Source organism: Acetobacter sp. AAB5 (genome assembly GCF_050106715.1).
Classification (GTDB): Bacteria; Pseudomonadota; Alphaproteobacteria; order Acetobacterales; family Acetobacteraceae; genus Acetobacter; species Acetobacter oryzifermentans.
This window is the reverse complement of the sequence record NZ_JBNIEW010000007.1, coordinates 127680-145758: the sequence shown is the minus strand read 5'-3', so window position 1 is coordinate 145758 and position 18079 is coordinate 127680. Positions and strand designations below refer to the sequence as shown.

Below are 18079 nucleotides of genomic sequence, written 5' to 3'. Positions count from 1 at the left end.
GGCAGATTGCGCCTGGACAAACGGAAATGCCCTGTTGCCATTGGGGGATCACCTGATCAGTCATCACATGGGGCTGCTGTCTATAACAATCCGTGCCGCAGGACCTTATATCGTTCATGATAATAAAATGTCAGAAGTTGGAACGCGTTCTGCATAATAAATAACTTACTTCTCCCTTGTATTTAAAAAGTACAAGGGAGAAGTAATCTATGAATATATTCATTCATGTTGAGATGTAATTTATGATTGAAGCATCGGAAAATTTTAGGGTGAGTACATCTAAAGATACCAAATCCCCTTACATCAATCCTTTTAGTGTCCCTGTTCTACATGGGCCAGATGGAATTTTGTTTGATTTTAATCTAGGGGCACGTATTGTTCTGCCAGCACGTACAGAAGGAAAATGGCGGATTACATTACGTGATCTGGATACGGGGAATATTCTGTTCCAGAATGAAAATACGGGTGCCACCGTACACTCTGCCAAACGTTTTTACGTTCGCTTTGGTATTATTGTTGAAGATATTTCACCTCAAAAAGAAGCTCGCATTGTTTTCCAGCATGAATTGAATTTGAAAAACAAAAAAGTTGTCATTCAATTTCCTGTAGGCACTTTAGGCGATACGCTTGCATGGTTTCCCTACGCAGCACGTTTTGCGCATATTCATCAGGCAAATGTAACCTGCATTCTCTCTGCTTTGATTATTCCTGTGCTGAAAGATGCATATCCAGAATTAACGCTTATGTCCCCAGAAAGAGCTCAGGAACAAGACATACTGGCAGACAGTTATGCAATGTACTGCATGGGGTTATTTTTTGATGATAAGGAAAATGTTTTTCAACCAACCGATTTTCGGTTAGTTGGTCTTCATCGCACTGCCGCGTATATTCTAGGCGTTGATCCTGCGGAAGAAGCGCCCAAACTTGCTTTGTCCGATGAAACACGCCCGATAACCGAAAAATATGTTTGTATTGCTGTGCAGGCCAGCACTCAGTGTAAATACTGGAACAATCCCACTGGATGGATGGAGGTTGTTGCCTACCTTAAAAAGCAGGGCTACCGGGTTATCTGTATTGATCAAAAACCTGTACATGGCACAGGTATTATCTGGAATCATATTCCTTATGGTGCAGAGGATCAAACAGGCAATCGCCCCTTAACAGAACGTGCTCGTTGGTTACGACATGCTGAGTTTTTCATCGGCCTCAGTTCAGGGCTTGCGTGGCTGGCATGGGCTGCGGGTACGCCTGTTGTGATGATCTCCGGCTTTACTCATCCTACCAATGAGTTTCATACTCCTTACCGTATTATCAATTGGCATACATGTAATTCCTGTTGGAATGACGAGCGTGAACGCTTTGATCATCATGATTTTCTCTGGTGCCCCCGTCATGCCAATACCCCACGTCAGTTTGAGTGTACGCGCTTAATTACATCACATCAGGTTATCGCTAAAATTAGCGCAGCTATCCGTGCGCTGTCATAAAGGGGGATGTACATTCAGAAATACTATATGCTGAGAAAATTCTCTTTCAAAATCTACTTATTTTATAGGAAGATTACCGGATTATACTTTGCATATATATGTTATCGAATAAGGAAATATTTTATATAATGTGAAGTCTTTCATATTGTCTTATTCGATGTAAAAGAACGCAGATTTTTTGTAATTATTTGAATATAGAATTTATATTTTAGGTCCTGTTAGGACTGCGATCCAGCCTGCTGCAATCTAATTGTCAATTAAGGTTTCGAAATTAGAATATTTTTCTAGAAAATCGCTTAGAAATTTATGGTGACAAATGATTTTGATGAGGACATCATAAATGGTTTAAAGAAAACATGAAAAGAGCAAAACATTTATAGGGTTTCTAAAATCACATATATTTGAGGTAAGTGAACGACAAGATCATGATCGTTGAAATTTTGAGAAAAAATGCATAATCTCATGGCCCTCAAGCTATACTATAATCAAGGATATTTTTAATTTAGGTGACAAAATTCGCGGAAATTGTATTGAAAATTATGGAACATTTTTTATTTTTCATCAGTTATGGAGAAAGTGGTGTTAAGATTTCTTCTTGCAATAGTGGCAATATATATATTGTTTAAAATATCAATAATTATTTTCTATTTTATTTTGGCGCACTGGATAATTTGCCTGGTATTGGCTGTTTTAGTAGCCGTTGCACTTGAAGCTGCCAGTAGAGATACCGAAAAAGTATCCGATCAGAAACAGGATGCTTCAAAGGAAAAGCCATCTGAAGAAGATAATTCTTACACATTTAAATCATCAACACACCAAGGCCCTACTGCCAAATATGAATTCAGACCGCCAACAGTCCAGAGCACTGTATTTCATGGCAGGACATCTACGCCTGAAATAATAGATATTGATGATGAGCAATCTTTCCAGGAGGAACTGTCTGCTCCTGAGAAATCATATGCTGAAAGGAAAGGGTTTGCAGGAGAATGTATTGTTAATAAATATATAAAAGATATCAGAAAAAATAGAGGTATATTAAATAATATATATATAGAATATAACTCCCCTGCGGGTAAAAAAGTGACGCAGATTGATCATATTGTGAAAGTTCCATGGGGAATATTTGTTATAGAAACAAAATACTATAGTGGATATATTTCTCATGATCCAAAAGATATCTACAACTGGGTTCGGCAACCAGATGGTCCAGGATCAAATCAAAGATATAAATTTTATAGCCCTCTCCAACAAAACCAGATGCATGTTGATGCTGTAAGATTAATAACGGGTTTAGAAGAAAAGAATATTTTTCCTCTTGTTGTTCTTGCAGGAAAAACAAGATGTGACAGTTATATTGAAAATAGAATTGTCAGGCCGTCCAGATTAAAGGAATATTTGGGTAATGATTGCAGGCCACCATTATCAGATGTGCCTTATATAGATTATAAGAAGGTTGAAGATGCATGGTCTATTCTTTTGGGGTTTTTGAAAAAACAGTCAGAACTACAAGAGAAGCATAAAAAACAATTAAATTACTAGGGCCTGTTAGGGCTTGCTTCATTCCGCTGCGGCAGCAGCGTGGATAGCCGTAAGGAGCGATGTCTCTGTTTTTTCGTATCTGGTTGCGATAGCATGCCACTCCTGAGGCGAGCCCAGAGTTCTTAATGAGATGCCAGCACGTCCAGTAAGCAGTCGTATTCGTCGCCAATGAGACGACGGTAGCGCTTCTTGTCTGCATCAGCGGGATGTTTGACCGCCGTTGCGGCGGCCGGGCTTTTTGGGAAGGGCAGGTCCCACTCCGCGATTGCATGCTGACAGATCGCGGCGAGCAGGTTGAGGCGTTTGACGAGCGTGGCGGCGCTGTATTTCTTGGCCAGCAGATCCCAGAAGCCACGGACTGCCGTCGGGGGCAGATCGGCCAGCGCAAGCTGTGTGATCTCGTCCTAAAGAATGGTGGGGATGTGACCTTTGCGATCATCTTCTCGCACACATAGCGGTCGACCAGTTCACGGAGACAGTCTGGCGTTCCAGTTGTCGCGTGTCCTCAAACTGTCCAAGTTCCAGTTTGGCGGACGTTCTATCCAGCCAACATCGTGTCAGTTTGGCTGAGGAGAAGGTCTGGTGGATCCTCTTTCCGTCCGCGATGCGCTGTGGGCCCGATACTGGCCCTTACCGCGATATTCAACCCCGGCAGGGAGCGGGCGGCTTGTGGCCAGAGCGATTTTGACGGAAGTGATGAGATCTTTCATGGTGAGCTTCGTTTGGGCCCAGTATAGCCTTTTCATGGGCCCGATGGGACCATGTGCTTATCGTCTTTTTTGGTGATGGGTCTAAGGTTGGCCCAAAACCAGTCAATCATTCCGTGACCAAAACTCTAAGTCATTGGAAAGATTGGCGTCCCGTACGGGATTCGAACCCGTGTTGCCGCCGTGAAAGGGCAAAAATAGACCGCAGTCATCTGCGAGTTCCTTTCATAACTATATGATAAAAATACATATATGTGTCACACAACATCATGCGTTGTCACCCTAAATCTTTCTTGTTGTGGTGCAAAAATGGTGCACGGATCCCTGTCAGCCGTATTCAGTGTTTCTTATAGAGGGCGTATGCATGACTAATTTTGGGGAGATCGCTTGACGTAATATTTGCGAAAGTTACGTAGTCCGACCGCAAGCGCACGAGACGTCTGGAATTTATAGGGCGGTCGCAAGTCTAAAAAGTTCTCTAATTGGGAAGACGGACGTATAGAAGTTCACATTTTAGATTTTTTATGATTTTTCAATAAAATCAGCGCCTTAGAGATCGCGAACTGCGGGACTCGAACCCGCTCGCTTTGATTGCAACCAGACAGGCAACCCATTGAAACAGAACGATAATTTCAGATAAAATCATCCTTCGCATGGTGACTGCGGGTTCACTCTGCGGGCAAACCCGTGGGGCAGTCAAGAGAGGGATTTATCTGGCCTCTGGTGGGAATATGATGTATATACGACGTATAAACTTTACGTAAGGAAAATCATTATGCAGGGCGTTGTCAGGAAATGGGGAAACAGTGCAGCCATTCGTCTTCCTGCTGGTGTGCTTGAAGCCGTCAGTCTGAAGATCGATCAAGCCGTTGATTTGCGGGAAGAAGATGGGCGCATCATCATAGAACCAGTCAGAGCGTTACCTCTCAAACTGGAAGAGTTAGTGTCAGGCATTACGAACGAGAACCGCCATGATGAAATTGATTTCGGTTCGTCTGTTGGTGGTGAAAGCTGGTGAGTGCCAAAGCAAAGACTGTCTGGGTTCCTGATTGCGGGGAGATTGTCTGGCTGGAATTTGATCCGCAGGCGGGCAGGGAGCAGGCAGGACACCGGCCTGCTGTTGTGCTGAGTCCTGCAAGTTATAATGCCAAGGCTGGTATGATGCTGTGCTGTCCGACAACAACCAAGATCAAAGGCTATCCTTTTGAAGTGGCTCTGACTGGAAAAACTGCCAGTGTGGCCTTGTCAGATCAGGTCAGAAGTCTGGATTGGCGCGTGAGAAAGGCAAAGCTCAAAGGCAAAGTTTTACCCGAAGAGCTTGAGGCCATTCGACAGCGTATCCGGTTGCTAGTCGGGTGATAAAAGTAAGTTTTCCGATAATTTTCAATAATAAAAGAAAAACAGGGAGCCAGCCGTGCAAACCAGCGGACACGTTGTGTCGCGATGGTTTGCAAACTGGTCAGGGGGAGAGCAATGCTCTCCCCGTGAACCCCCTCTTGATGTCAGATTTGGGGGAGAGCGGAATATCAGGTTACGGATACAAATATCAATAAATAGACATCTGTTCACGTTGAACTGCGCTTTATTTGTTACCTTACTCGCCCTTGTTGTTTGGCTCTTTGACGTTCTAGCGCACGTCGTTGCTGGCGACTCATACCTTCAAATGCAGGGTCTGGTGGAAAACTGGTCGCATGAACATGAAAGGGGCTGGTTTTTAGTTTGAGTGGCTTTTGCAGGACATCAAAATTTTTGCGAGCCACGCTTAACTCTTCGATGTCTTTAGGTGTCCATTTTTGCTGAGGAATGGCAATAAGATCCTCGGATTCGCCTTCTTCAGATATCGCCATAACGGCGATCCCTACGCACAGTTTGATATCACAGTAGTCGTGCAGTGTAGCAAGGCAATACGTCTCCAGAATCGTTGCCCTGACCCGCCGGTAGTCTTCTTGCTCCATTGAATTGGCACCGGCGAGGACCAGAAAGACATAAGCGACCTTTTCGTTTGTAGATCGATCATGCGTCACTGCGATACGGGTGAATCGTCCCGCTTTCTGCTCTTCGAGCGCCTTGCGTGCGCCAATTATTGCGCTTGCAAGCGCACGCCGTTGGACTCGATCTTCTCTCGCCATGATACGCAGCCCACGTTCTGCAAGTTCAAAGGTGGGATCGGTATCGAGGATACGAAATTGAGTGCCGTTTAACACGTGATGGGTGAAAAAGCCGATAAGCCGATCCCACTCATATGAGATGCGGTTTGCCGCCTCGCGTCGTTGATATTCGGGGGAGTGGACGAGACAGGCATATTCGCCCTGTACAAACGCGATGGCCGTGTCAGAGTCGAGTTTGGCATCTCGCACATCTGATATCATAGGGAAACGATGTTCTCCGTCCGGCCCTATCGTCTGCAGGTAATTGGCCACCATCTCTGTTTCACTTGGGGAAAATGATAATCTGCCTGATCGGATGATATCTGCTCTAGCGTTAAGATACTTTGTGAAATCGGTTATTGTGTCGAATTCTGACATGACAACATCGAGCGTTGCCATATTGAATACATGGACAAACGGACCATCTGGATCGACGTCACCAATGCAAAACGGTATATGATTTGGGTGAGTAAAGTTGACATGATCTTTCCCGCGGAGAGAAGGCATAATCATGAATGTCCCATCTGGATCGTCAAAATAGGACGACGCCGCCTGCTCCCCTCCTGTAGTCACGCAGATCCCATGGACTCGTCTACGGTCAACTGGCGGCAGTTCAATCGGAATCCGATGCTCACATTTTGCATCTGCAAAAATCGCCTGAGGGTTTTTTCTTATAGAAGTATCAGCTTTCCGGATTTGCTGAGCAGATTGCTCAATCGCGCGATTATACCATCGTTTCCATGCTAATTCTGAGATATTATCGGTTGATTCTGGCCATGTGATATTCTTGTCACTGAATATTATTATGTCATCACCACAAACCACGAAAAGATCGCATAACTCTTTCCCGGGTTTTCTAAACACGTTTGGCCAAGACCAGAGGTCGAGAAAGGTATCGTCTGCAATTTTTCTAAGATATTGCTCGGTCGAAGTGAGGCCTGTGGCTTTCTTGATTACTGAAATAGCGGAATACTCCTCTTGTAATTGTTATAAATATAATAATTACATTGATATTATATCTAGATTTATTTCCAACCGTGAGCCTCAAGTCATGAGTTAAATCATTAAGGAATAAAGTTATTGACAAAAAATTCTCTGAGCAAGGTTTTTCTATTTCCTCGCCGAATGCGGACCAATGCCCCATTCAGGTTCCACTGCTACGCGATAAACGGTGAAGCATAGTCCGCTTTACGAAGATGTAATTAGCCTCCGAAATGTCTGACATGAGGGCGTAAGCGGTCATTAAATGAAACCGTATTTTTCTGCTCTTTAGGGGGTCAACGGGGGATGTAATCCCCCTTGCCAGATGCTCAATGGGTAGCCATTGACCACTGCTGGCTCCCTTTTAAAACGGTATCTTTTTGAAGGCTGTTTCCGGGTAGCTTATGGTCTCTATGGTTTGGCTGAGGTTGGCGGTTCTGATGCCTGTAAGGTAGGTGGTTGTCCCTTGGCTTTTGTGGGTTGCTTCATGGCCAAGAAGACGGTCTATCCATACCTCCCTGATATTGGCATCTGCGTTTCTGAGCTGGGTCGAGACTGTGTGCCGGAACGAGTGAAAGGTGATTTCTGCTGGCAGGCCAATACGGGTCTTGAGCAATGAGAAAGCTCGTCCCAATGCTGCGCCCCTTGTACCCTGTTTCGAGGTTTCCAGACCGGGAATGAGGTAAGGGCCATCAGTGGTATCTTTAAGGGCCAGAACTCCTACTTCAATCAGCTTTGAATGGATTGGCACCATACGCGTGCTCGCTTCCGTCTTGGGTGTCCAGCCGGTTTCAGGGTGTAGGCGAATGAGGAAGCAGGGGATACCATCAACGGTTTGGAGGTCTTCTTTGCGCAGGGCGCAAATTTCGCCCAATCGCATTCCGCTATAAGCTGCAATCAGTGTGACCAGCCGGAAGGTCTGCTCTGGCACCGAAGTGCTATGCCATGAAGCAGAGGCTAGCAAAGCCAGTTCTCTGGCTGTCCAGCTTCTGCGTATGGTTTTCTGTCCATTCTCAAAATTCCAGCCCGTCCACGGGTTGCGTGTGACCAGTTCCCGTTGGTGTAGCTGGTTCCAAAGGGCTGAGAGGCGCATCATATGGTTTTTGACGCTTTTCCCGCTCAGGGTGGGTAAACCTTCCTCTCTGGCCCTCTGAGCCTCTTCTTCAAGGGTAAGACTGCTTTTGCGTTTGCCCAGTGATGCTGGGAGGGAAAAGAGTAGATCACGGAAGGCCCCAGCCTTTTCTCCACCTATTATGGAAACGGGCGCATCTCCAAAAGCTTGCAGGAACAGGTCTACTGCCCGTTGAGTGGCTTTTCTGGTGTCAGCACTGGCGTGGGGATTATCAAGCACAAAGCGTTTTAAAGCCCCCGAGAGCATCAAGGATTGGGCTTTGGCTGGTTTCTTCACTGTTCGGCGTTTGGGCATCGGTGCTGAAACAGGAACGAACCCCGTTTCCTGAGTAGATGAAGGCAGGTTTACGCTCTGCAAATCCCGCAGTGCAACCCGCAGTCCTTCAAGCCTGCTTAAGGCATCTGGTTCAGAGAGGGCCAGATGGGTCTGAGAGAACAGTTCTGTGGTTCTGGCGTGAAGGAGGGATGCCCGTTTGCGCGCTTCGTTTTGATAGCCAGTTTTCAAAGAAACCCAGATTTCTCGCCGGTTTAAGGCTGCTCGCAGGGCAGGGGGAACGATACGGCGAAAGTGGTAAGTGGTGCCTCGGACACGGAGCATAAAATCTTCCCTCAGTGGGGAAGGACGATGGAGCAAAGACAGCCTTTGCCCCTCATTCAGCTGAAAAATCGTGCTATTTCAGGTGTCTGTGGTGCGAACTGCGGGACTCGAACCCTCACTGACCCGCAAGGTCAGCTTTGCAACACCTTGAAAAGACAGCGGATAATGACACGCGGTCTTCTGGTTGAATTTTCTGCCTTCAATTCTGGTTAAACACTCTGGGGGCGTCAAGCCAAAAGAGAGAAGGGGTCATGCCTGGTGTGAGGCTGACTTGTTCAAAAAAGAGGAGAGAAAAGAGGAGAGCCAGCCGTGCAAACCAGCGGACACGTTGTGTCGCGCTGATTTGCAAACTGGTCAGGGGGAGAGCAATGCTCTCCCCCGTGAACCCCCTTTTTGAAGTCAGAATTGGGGGAAGGGCGGAATGTTCGGTCCCTGCGCAGAACTCAAAATACCGGACATTCATTCCGTCTGCCGTCGGCTTTCAATTGCTCCCAGTGGAAACGAGGCCTACGCAAGGTTTTGTGCAAGTGTCCATTACCAGCTTGATGGTTTTTATTAAGAACTCCCATTCGATTGCCGATCGGCAGGTTTCGGATGTCTAAATGTGAAATGCTAGCGTGTCTCAAGGGTTCGACAGAGCTATCAGCGTGCCATGCCCGCTACAAAGTCGTAGATTGTTTGATCCAGAATCTCAGTCGGATCATTGGCCTGCATCTCTGCTACGGTGCCGCCCTCCTTGAGCTGAGCATCCTTGGCGCGTAGCATTTTGATAAAGTCATCGTCGGACAGGAAAACGAGGAGCTTGTTGGACTCTCGCATGGCGCCTGACGCTGCCTGAACAGCGTGGGGATGCGCGGGTTTTCGACTGAGTACGAAGCAAACGGGTCGAAGGGCGCTCGCGCTAAGATAGCGTTCTGTGGTGAAAACCTGCATTGCACCAATTGGTTTGCCGTAGTTTTTGCACTCAAAAAGCACTACACGCGCCCGGAAGTCGCGTGTGAGAGTAACCCAGAAAGGGTGTTTTGGACTGACCCGATATATGAGGTCGTAGATGTTCAGGCCGTCCGCAGTCCTCTTCTGTGAGCGCACGTCTCGAAGATCGTCACCAAAAAGGTAGTCAATGATGTCCTTGCAAATGGTCTCGTACGCCTTGGCGTCCTTCTTCCCTGGGGGAAGCGCAGTTAAGCTGGCGATCAGCGCCTCTCCGGGCGGCTCGGGCTGAGGATCAGATGGTTCTTGGTCCGACCGCATAAATTCCATCGTTGGCGGTGGTGTCGTTACCACTGCGGGCGGCGACAATTGCGCCCTCTTCTTGTCGACGTTGGTGAAGAACTTATTTAATTCGTCAAAGACCGGACCCGCCTTCTGGAGTAGCAGTTCGCGATCCCAGATTTCGATCCGAAACTCCTCCTCTGCCCAAACCCGCCGAGCGGGATCGATATATGCGCCATAAACGAGAAGAGGTCGCGTGTTAATCGCGATATCCTTCATATTGGCGGTTTGGGAGCTCGCATCGCGGAGCTGAGAGAGGGCGACCTGCTCCCGCACGGTAAGCTTCACCTCGACTGGGAGCACTACCCCATCTGAATTCCGTGCCAGAATGTCGATTTCTCTGAAGTGCGCTCGGGGGCCGTAGGGGCGGTGGGTCCGAAGATCGACGTCAAAGCCGAGTGCGTGGATAATTTTCCCAACAATATCTTCGAACTTGCTCGAAACATTACGATCCATCAACATCAGATATTCCTGAACTTCCTCAGGTTTTATAGAAACGTTTTTTTATCTGATTTAGGCGGCTAATGTCGAGGGCATCGGCTGGGTTGTCGAGCGGTCGCAATGAGGGCGACTACTGCCAGTTAACTTGGCTTCCACTTCGGGCCTGATAATTATTGATTGAGGCTGATAATTATCTTTTATCTATCAATTTCGAAGATTAATTTTATCAAATAAACGAAAATAATAATTATAGATGCATTTCCCAGGGCAATGAAAATAAACCCTATAATGCTTTGTTTTGTTGTTATGTCTTGAGAAAAACTCGCGGATGAAAACATTAAAGTTGATATGGTAAGAAGTGATGTGGTGTTTATTTTTATGTTGTATCTCTCCAGTGTGAAGTAATTTATGCAGTACAATCCCGTGTATAAGCCAACCATTATCGCTGTCGTTTTTGAATAATCACTTATTTGTTCTGATTGTGAGTAAATATTTTCTACAAAAAATGATATGAAATTATAAAAAGTCCATGTCAATATTAATATACATGCTAGTAAATTTAAATAAATTGGATAGTTTTCTCTCATTGTGCGATCCTTGGGTCTTAGAGACACGACTTAAAGAAATCTAGCTGCTACGAGCCCGTTTAGAAATGCAAATTGATTGGCTGTTCGACGTAAGTTTCCTGAGCGTCGGTAATCCTGCTATCAGATTTAGCCGAATTACGTCCGCTATGTAGCAGCCCGTTTTGAAGAAAACATGTCTGAGAAGGGGCGTAAACAGTCATTGGATCAAACCTTATTTTTTGCGCTGTAGGGGGTCAACGGGGGAGGCACTCCCCCTTGTCGGCTGTTGAATGGGTAGCCATTCAACACTGCTGGCTCCCTTTTAAAACGTTCCCTTTTTGAAGGCTGTTTCCGGGTAGCTTATTGCCTCCACTGTTTGTTTGAGATTGGCTATTGAAATGCCGGTCAGATATGTGGTGGTGCCCTGACTTCTATGGCTCGCCTCGTGACCCAGAAGCTTATCTATCCAGATTTCCCTGATGTCTGCGCTGGCGTTTCTCAGTTGTGTGGAAACGGTATGCCGGAAGGAATGAAAGGTAATTTCAGCTGGGAGGCCAAGGCGGGTCTTGAGTTGGGAGAAGGCCCTGCTCAATGTAGCCCCTCTGTCTTTCTGTTTAGACCCATCAAGGCCGGGTATGAGGTAATCGCTTTTGGTGTTGTCCTTGAGGGCCAGCACACCGGCCTCAATCAGCTTTGAATGCACTGGCAGAATACGAGTGCCAGCTTCGGTCTTCGGCGACCAGCCGTCTTTAGTATGGGGCCTGACCATAAAGCAGGGAACCTCCTCGATGGTTTGCAGGTCTTCTTTCCGTAACGTGCAAATCTCCCCCAGTCTCATGCCTGTATAGGCAGCGATAAGTGTCACGAGCCGGAAAGTGGGTTCAGGCACCAAGGCGCTATGCCATGAAGAAGAAGCCAGTAGTGCCAGTTCCTGTGGTGTCCAGCTTCGTCGCACAGTCTTGGGGGCACTCTCAAAGTGCCAGCCCGACCATGGGTTCTTTGTTACCAGTTCCCGTTGCACCAGTTGGTTCCATAAGGCGGACAGGCGGAGCATGTGGTTTTTCACGCTTTTATTGCTCAGGGTAGGGAGACCATCAGACTTGGCCCTCTGTGCCTCCTGTTGCAGCGTCAGACTGCTTTTGCCCTTGCCCAGTGTTGCGGGCAGGGCAAGAAGCAGGTCACGAAAGGCTCCGGCCTGACTGCCGCCTACGTCACTGACAGGCGCATCCCCAAAAGCCCTGATATAAAGGGCAACCGTTCTTTTGGTTGCATCTCTAGTATCGGTGCTGGCCTTGGGGTTGCGCAAGACAAACTGCTCCAAGGCATCGGAGAGCATAAGAACGGACGGTTTCTTCTTCGTGCTTTGAGGCTTCCTGACCACTTTACCGGTCAGCTTCTCCCTCGGTTTGAGGCTTTTCCGTTTGGGGGTAGAGGTTGCCTCCTCTTCCTGAGCATTCTTCTCTGGTTCCAGCGTTACTGGGCTTTGGAAGGTGAGGAGAGAGGACAGTTCCTTGCCAGAGAACCGGTCTTGCATGGTTCTGGCTTTATGGAAGACTTCACCTGTACGGGCATAGAGGGCAGCAGCCCGTTGGCGGGCCAGAAACTTGCTTTCGGTTTGCAGGGAGAGGGAGATTTCTGTTTTGCCAAGGCAGGCTTGCAGCACGACCGGAACGGCACGGCGGAAGTGGTAATGAGAGCCGATAAGACGCAGCATGTGAGTTCCCAGACTGGGAAGACAACCGGGAAAGTCCCGTTCACCTATCACCATCCGGTTTTATGGCGTCTTTTCAAGGCTGTAGCGTAAAAGTCTGAGGGACTCGAACCCTGAGAAGAGGGTGAGTTGCGTTCGAAACCTTACTGATTTCATCAAGGAAAACGCTAAAAGACGTCCTTCTTGGTAACGATATATGAGAAACACTTTGGAGAAGAAACCAGTTCTCGTCAAGAGACTTCCCAAAACGTTCAAAAAGGTGAGGGGGTAACAGAGGGGAGGCGGTTGGTCTGCGGGTTCGGTGCGGGTTTTTGGCGGGTTGTGGCTTCTGTTTCCGGCTTGAAAAACTCGTTTTGAAGCTCTGCTGTTTTAGAGTGGTCTGCCTGTAAAATCATGAGAGCCTGCTCAAGCTGCCCTGTATGTTGAGCATGGAAGAAGGCTTTTCGTGTGACCTTATCAAGGTCTTTGTGCAGGCCGGGGAGTTGCCTGAGGTGGCCTAAGCGGTTTTGAGCGGCTTCGAAGGTTGGCCTATAAGCAGTCTCAGTCTTGCTTTGCTCTTCTTTCCGCTGCACCATGGATTTTTGATACAGTGTCCTCAGTAAGGCGAGTGTTCTCTCTTTACTGAGCAGGGCGGACACATACTGTCTTTTCTGGTCATAATAGTTTTCCAAATCCCGTTCCCGTGCTGTAGGCACTGGCAAGGTTAGGGGCTGGGGTGGCGTTTCTCTCAGGCCAAACAGGCAAAGTAAGGTCTCAATGAGGTAACGGAGTATTTCAGCAAGACTAAGCAGGGCTTTTTCAAAAGCTTCATCGGCCTTGTGCCGTCGTCCAGTTAAACCACCTAACAAGGAAGCATAGGCCGCTTCACGTTCCTGATGTGCTAAATCAATTGTTTCTTTGGCTTTTTTGAGTTTTATCTGAAGGGGCTTTATTTCTCGTAAGATGTTTTGGAAGACTTGGTCGCGTGTTGGCACAGGGCCGTACAGCGATAAAGGGTTCTGGCGTATGATGTGTTCACATCGGGCTACCTCCTTTTTCCAGTCTCTCAGGTAATGGGCAAAACCGGGGTTAAGGTTCTGTGTCTGAGTGAGAGAGGTCACTGTTGGACGATAGCTTGGCTCTCTACGCAGAGGTATAATCATGGCCTCTGCGGGCAAGACGCGCGGCGGTCTGGCGCTCAGTGGGCTTAACCGGCGGGCACGGGCTGAAACAGGGCATACAAGGCGGGGCTCTTCTGCTGGCAGAGCTTCCTGCATGAGCAAAGCATGGAAGTCTTTCATGCGTGTTTTGGTCAGGCGGGTAAAAGAGCCAATCAGAGTGCCATCTGCTGTTTCAATGATATGGGCTCCCGGTCTGGTGGCGCTTTTATCGCCTTCACGCATCACAAGACCCTGTTCCTGTAACAGACGGCGGAAGGCAGGGAGTTTTTCGCCCGACTGTTGCCAGAGAGCGGTAATTGCTTTTTTCAAGGCCGGTAAATCCACAGCCTGTCGTTCTGTTATCCGGCGTGCCTGAGAGGTATAAGCGGCACGGGGGAGGGGAGCGCCTTCAGGTATAAGGGCTTCCACCAGTGCGGCTTCGCGATGTTTACCCTCTTTGTGCAGGGCAGTGGTAATGGCCGCATCATGACGCCCAGCCGTTAAAGGGTGTCCCAGCCTGATTTCTTCTAAGCGGGCGACTTTCTCCAAGCGCATGTAAGAGAAGCGGCTACTCAGCACATGGTTATGCTGCCATTCAGGCAGGATAAGATGACCGTGTCTGTTGCCGTCTTTCTGGTGAAGGATAAGGGTGCGAGAGGCTTTATCGGCTCCAAGTTCTTCACAGAGCCGGTCGGCAAACGCTGACAGTTCTGCATCTGTCATGGTCTGTTCAGGATTAAAGGCGATATGACGGAGGCCATAGGTCAGGCCTTCACGTTTGGCTTCCTTCACCCAGTCTTTGAGCCAATACTCACTGCCTGCAAGCACCAGAATGGCTTCGTTCTTCTCACCCCGCAAGACATGGGCGGCAAGGGCTTTATGGCCGCTGCCTGTCTTGATGCGGGTTTCCTTGACAATCATGGCCACATATTTGTGAGGGCAAGGTCAATGTATCGTCTGTCGGGAGGCGGGACGGATATGACGCAACAGCCTGTCAGTTCTCTCTTTCAAGGCGTCTATGTCGTCTAAAGTGGCGGCACAGGCCACTGCCTCGCCACTGTTGGCGGCGTGGGCCAGTTGGTTGAGGTTGTTGCCAATGCGGGCAAGGTCTCCCCGTAGGCCTCTGAGTTCAGCAAGGAGCCGGTCGCCCACTTGGCCTGCGAACTCGGCATCACGCAAGAGAGCGCGTATCCAGCCAGCGGTGGTGTGGTGTCCGGCTCGTCTGGCGACGACTTGCCATCGGTCAAGTTCGTCAGGTCTGGCCCTGACGGAAAGGCGGGACGTGCGAATTGCAGGCATGGTTTCAGTCTCCCTATTGTGGGGGGCAACGGGGGAGGCACTCCCCCTTGCCAGCTTGTCCAAGGCACCCAACGGGTAGCCATTGGACACTGCTGGCTCCTGACCAGAACCCCATGGAAACTAAGATAATCTGCTTCTATGCAAGGAACGGAAAAAGAACAAAAATCTTAACGAGCAAAAGTGGACATAAGGGCAGGAATTTAAAAACTGGGGCTTTCGCGGTCTGCTCACGACTGGCATGATTGAAAGAGGCTGTTGTTGTGGTGATGCCCTACAAATAATAGGCCTTGTGGATATGATTTAAGGCTTGTTTGATGAACCCGACTGATATTTATGACGCTCTTGATACGATTGCCAAGAAACCTTTTGAGCGTGCTGAATTTCCGTTTGAATTTGCCTTGGCCACAGATGCTGCTCAAGCAGCAGTTGCCAAGTTACGTAATGGTGCGACCAATAAATCAGACTTACCAGGCGGGGTCTTATTTAACAAAAGGTTTCACTATGCACCTGCACCGTTAGGCGAGGTGGAGGCTACTTTTGAAATTTTAAAAGTCTCTTGCAAGAACAAAAGTGCAAAGCCCGCTATTCTTTTTACGACTGACGGGCAAACCCTCTCAGCCATACACCCAGCAAGTGGTGAGACACTACACTGTGCTTTTAAGGAGTTGGGAGACCAATATGGTTTCTTTCTGCCTGCAGCAGGGAAAGAGCGTTATAAAGCTCTTGAAGAAAATCCTGTTGATATTAAGGCCACCAGTAAGCTTGCTAAATTGTATGATGCCTTATGCCGAGTAAATCCAGATTGGGGAACTGATACACGTCGCCATGAGATGAACCAACTCATGATGCGGCTTATCTTCTGCCTGTTTTCTGAGGATGTAGGTATCTTCTCAAAAAACCAGTTTTCACGGATTTTGTTTACCTATGCTGGAGATAAAGGTGAAGAAGCGCGAGAAGTTCTGATTGCTGCTTTTCGGGCTATGAACGTGCCTCAAGCACAAAGAGGTAATTTACCAGCGTGGACGCGTGAACTAGAATACGTTAACGGCGGTCTATTTGCAGGCGAGATTGATGCCCCCAAATTTGACAGCACAGCATTTAATTATTTGCGGGAGGCCTGCCAACTTGATTGGCGGGAAATTAACCCAGATATTTTTGGTTCTATGATTCAGTCTGTTGCTGACCCTGATATACGGGCTGAATTAGGAATGCATTATACGTCTGTGCCTAATATCATGAAGGTGCTTGGGCCTCTTTTTCTTAATGAATTAGATAAAAGTATTGATTCGGCACAAAATGCAAAAGAATTACGCGTCATTTTAGAGCATATGGAAAAAATCCGTGTTTTTGATCCTGCATGTGGGTCTGGGAATTTTCTGGTAGTTGCCTATCGTCAACTCCGAGATAGAGAGATGCGAGTCTTAAAGCGTCTTGAGGCGATAGAGGGGCATATTACTCTGAATATGTTTTCTATTATTCCTATTCGTAATTTTTACGGTATTGAAATTGCCGATTTTGCCGTTGAGACTGCCAAATTGGCATTATTTATCGCTGAATATCAGGCAAACTCTCTCTTCGCAGGGATCTTTGGTACCACTTTTGCTCCTCTTCCATTGAAAGAGGCTGCTCATATTACAAAAGAGAATGCGTTACGGATCGAGTGGGATAGTGTGTGCCTTCCGCCAACGAAAGAAGAAACTACTTATATAATTGGAAATCCTCCTTTTGCGGGATCAACATATCAAACAAAAAAACAAAAAGAAGATATGGCTCTTCTAATGAGTGGGGTCTTTAAGTCTTATAAAGATTTGGATTATGTAAGTTGTTGGTTTTTTCTTTCCTGTAAATATATTGAAAATTATGGAGCAAAGGCAGCTTTTGTTTCAACAAACTCTATTTGCCAAGGTCAATCAGTATCGATGTTATGGGAAAAAATTTTAGCATCGAATATAAATATACAATTTGGTTACCTGCCTTTTAAATGGTCAAATAACGCAGGAAAAGAAGCTGCTGTTTTGTGTTCTATAATATCATTGGAAATAAAAAATAATAAAAAAAAGATATTATTTGATGGAAAATTAAAAAATTTTGTTGAAAACATTAATGCATACTTGGTTCCTTCTCCCAATGTATTTGTTAAATCATCATCGTTTTCAATTTTTGGTTTACCAAAAATGTATAGAGGTAGTGCAGCAACTGATGGTGGGCATCTTATTTTGTCTGAAGAGCAAAAAGATGAGATGTTGAAACATAACCCTAAAGCACAAGATTTCATTAGAAAATTCGTTGGTTCTAAAGAAGTTGTGCGTGGAGAAATGAGATATTGCCTCTGGATTGGAGACCATCAAGTTAGCCAAGCATCAGAGATATTGGATATCAAAAAGCGTCTTACGCTAGTGGCAGAGTTTCGTGCCGCAAGTAAAAATTCCGTAACTCGGCCTGCTGCGAAAACGCCGCATAAATTTTGGTTTATTAGCGGACACGCTACTTCACATACTATCTTAGTTCCTCGTGTAACATCTGAGAGACGACCATACTTGCCTGTTGTGCGTGTCGGGGCGGATGTGATTTCCTCAGACCTTAATCAGGTGCTCTATGATGCGCCTGATTGGTGCATTGCACTTATTGCGTCGCGCATACATTTGGTATGGATCGGCACTGTATGTGGAAAGCTTAAATCAGACTTCCGCTATTCTAATACACTTGGCTGGAACACATTCCCAGTTCCAAAATTCACACCAGAACAATTAGACGCCTTGTCAAAGTCTGCTAGGACAATTCTAAAAACACGCTATAGTCATTATCCAAAAACAATAGCACAGCTTTATGACCCCAAGAAAATGCCAGATGATTTGCGGGCCGTGCATAAAGCAAATGATGACTTGCTGGAAAGCATGTACCGAGAGCAACCCTTTCATAATGATACAGAACGACTAGAGCATTTATTTAAGCTCTATGCTGCTAAAATAAAGAAAAACTCTAAACGCACGGAGAAAAAATAATGGTTCCAACGCTTACCGTTCAGTATGGCACATCTGGGGCTGGTACTAATGCGTTGGGC

The 18079-nt window shown here is 47.0% G+C and carries 12 protein-coding genes and 1 tRNA gene; 6 read left to right on the top strand and 7 right to left on the bottom strand.

Going from position 1 to position 18079, the window contains the following annotated elements; genetic code table 11:
- Positions 1-242 precede the first annotated feature (242 nt).
- The 3 genes from ACP7IZ_RS08810 to ACP7IZ_RS08800 all read left to right on the top strand — a co-directional run bounded on the left by ACP7IZ_RS08810 (position 243) and on the right by ACP7IZ_RS08800 (position 3481).
- The gene (locus ACP7IZ_RS08810) at positions 243-1487 is read left to right on the top strand and encodes an autotransporter strand-loop-strand O-heptosyltransferase (protein WP_426848756.1); all 1245 of its coding nucleotides are present in this window, start codon (positions 243-245) and stop codon (positions 1485-1487) included.
- A gap of 579 nt (positions 1488-2066) precedes the next feature.
- Entirely contained in the window at positions 2067-3026 is a 960-nt protein-coding gene (locus ACP7IZ_RS08805) for a nuclease-related domain-containing protein (RefSeq protein ID WP_426848755.1), read from the top strand.
- Positions 3027-3295: 269 nt separating this feature from the next.
- Entirely contained in the window at positions 3296-3481 is a 186-nt protein-coding gene (locus tag ACP7IZ_RS08800; protein ID WP_426848754.1) for a hypothetical protein, read from the top strand.
- Between the two features lie 398 nt (positions 3482-3879).
- Here the strand turns inward: ACP7IZ_RS08800 and ACP7IZ_RS08795 are convergent.
- Positions 3880-3947: transfer RNA gene (locus tag ACP7IZ_RS08795), tRNA-Glu, on the bottom strand.
- A 561-nt stretch (positions 3948-4508) separates the two neighbouring features.
- Here ACP7IZ_RS08795 and ACP7IZ_RS08790 point away from each other — a divergent pair.
- Together ACP7IZ_RS08790 and mazF are read left to right on the top strand one after the other, a co-directional pair.
- Positions 4509-4751: an AbrB/MazE/SpoVT family DNA-binding domain-containing protein gene (locus tag ACP7IZ_RS08790; protein ID WP_063907591.1), complete on the top strand. Its 243-nt coding sequence runs from the start codon at positions 4509-4511 to the stop codon at positions 4749-4751.
- Positions 4748-5092: an endoribonuclease MazF gene (gene mazF, locus ACP7IZ_RS08785; RefSeq protein WP_063907590.1), complete on the top strand. Its 345-nt coding sequence runs from the start codon at positions 4748-4750 to the stop codon at positions 5090-5092. Before ACP7IZ_RS08790 ends, mazF begins: the two co-directional genes overlap by 4 nt.
- A gap of 230 nt (positions 5093-5322) precedes the next feature.
- On the opposite strand, the gene ACP7IZ_RS08780 is transcribed toward mazF, so the two are convergent.
- The 6 genes from ACP7IZ_RS08780 to ACP7IZ_RS08755 form a co-directional block, all read right to left on the bottom strand.
- Positions 5323-6744 (bottom strand): hypothetical protein, encoded by a 1422-nt coding sequence (locus tag ACP7IZ_RS08780; RefSeq protein ID WP_143217518.1) that lies wholly within the window; start codon positions 6742-6744, stop codon positions 5323-5325.
- Positions 6745-7225: 481 nt separating this feature from the next.
- Positions 7226-8590 (bottom strand): DUF6538 domain-containing protein, encoded by a 1365-nt coding sequence (locus ACP7IZ_RS08775; RefSeq protein ID WP_063908905.1) that lies wholly within the window; start codon positions 8588-8590, stop codon positions 7226-7228.
- 642 nt (positions 8591-9232) lie between these two features.
- The gene (locus ACP7IZ_RS08770) at positions 9233-10324 is read right to left on the bottom strand and encodes a hypothetical protein (protein ID WP_086654323.1); all 1092 of its coding nucleotides are present in this window, start codon (positions 10322-10324) and stop codon (positions 9233-9235) included.
- Between the two features lie 867 nt (positions 10325-11191).
- Positions 11192-12583: a site-specific integrase gene (locus ACP7IZ_RS08765; RefSeq protein WP_086654327.1), complete on the bottom strand. Its 1392-nt coding sequence runs from the start codon at positions 12581-12583 to the stop codon at positions 11192-11194.
- Positions 12584-12831: 248 nt separating this feature from the next.
- Entirely contained in the window at positions 12832-14640 is a 1809-nt protein-coding gene (locus tag ACP7IZ_RS08760) for a relaxase/mobilization nuclease domain-containing protein (protein WP_426848752.1), read from the bottom strand.
- Between the two features lie 24 nt (positions 14641-14664).
- Positions 14665-15018 (bottom strand): MobC family plasmid mobilization relaxosome protein, encoded by a 354-nt coding sequence (locus ACP7IZ_RS08755; protein ID WP_086654326.1) that lies wholly within the window; start codon positions 15016-15018, stop codon positions 14665-14667.
- A 314-nt stretch (positions 15019-15332) separates the two neighbouring features.
- Here ACP7IZ_RS08755 and ACP7IZ_RS08750 point away from each other — a divergent pair, with 314 nt between their 5' ends.
- Entirely contained in the window at positions 15333-18020 is a 2688-nt protein-coding gene (locus tag ACP7IZ_RS08750) for a class I SAM-dependent DNA methyltransferase (RefSeq protein WP_426848751.1), read from the top strand.
- Positions 18021-18079: the final 59 nt, after the last annotated feature.

Coding starts and splice junctions, on each gene's coding strand:
- ACP7IZ_RS08810 (WP_426848756.1), top strand. CDS start 243: ATGATTGAAGCATCGGAAAATTTTAGGGTGAGTACATCTAAAGATACC.
- ACP7IZ_RS08800 (WP_426848754.1), top strand. CDS start 3,296: ATGCTGACAGATCGCGGCGAGCAGGTTGAGGCGTTTGACGAGCGTGGC.
- ACP7IZ_RS08790 (WP_063907591.1), top strand. CDS start 4,509: ATGCAGGGCGTTGTCAGGAAATGGGGAAACAGTGCAGCCATTCGTCTT.
- ACP7IZ_RS08775 (WP_063908905.1), bottom strand. CDS start 8,590: ATGCTCCGTGTCCGAGGCACCACTTACCACTTTCGCCGTATCGTTCCC.
- ACP7IZ_RS08770 (WP_086654323.1), bottom strand. CDS start 10,324: ATGTTGATGGATCGTAATGTTTCGAGCAAGTTCGAAGATATTGTTGGG.
- ACP7IZ_RS08765 (WP_086654327.1), bottom strand. CDS start 12,583: ATGCTGCGTCTTATCGGCTCTCATTACCACTTCCGCCGTGCCGTTCCG.
- ACP7IZ_RS08760 (WP_426848752.1), bottom strand. CDS start 14,640: ATGATTGTCAAGGAAACCCGCATCAAGACAGGCAGCGGCCATAAAGCC.
- ACP7IZ_RS08755 (WP_086654326.1), bottom strand. CDS start 15,018: ATGCCTGCAATTCGCACGTCCCGCCTTTCCGTCAGGGCCAGACCTGAC.
- ACP7IZ_RS08750 (WP_426848751.1), top strand. CDS start 15,333: ATGAACCCGACTGATATTTATGACGCTCTTGATACGATTGCCAAGAAA.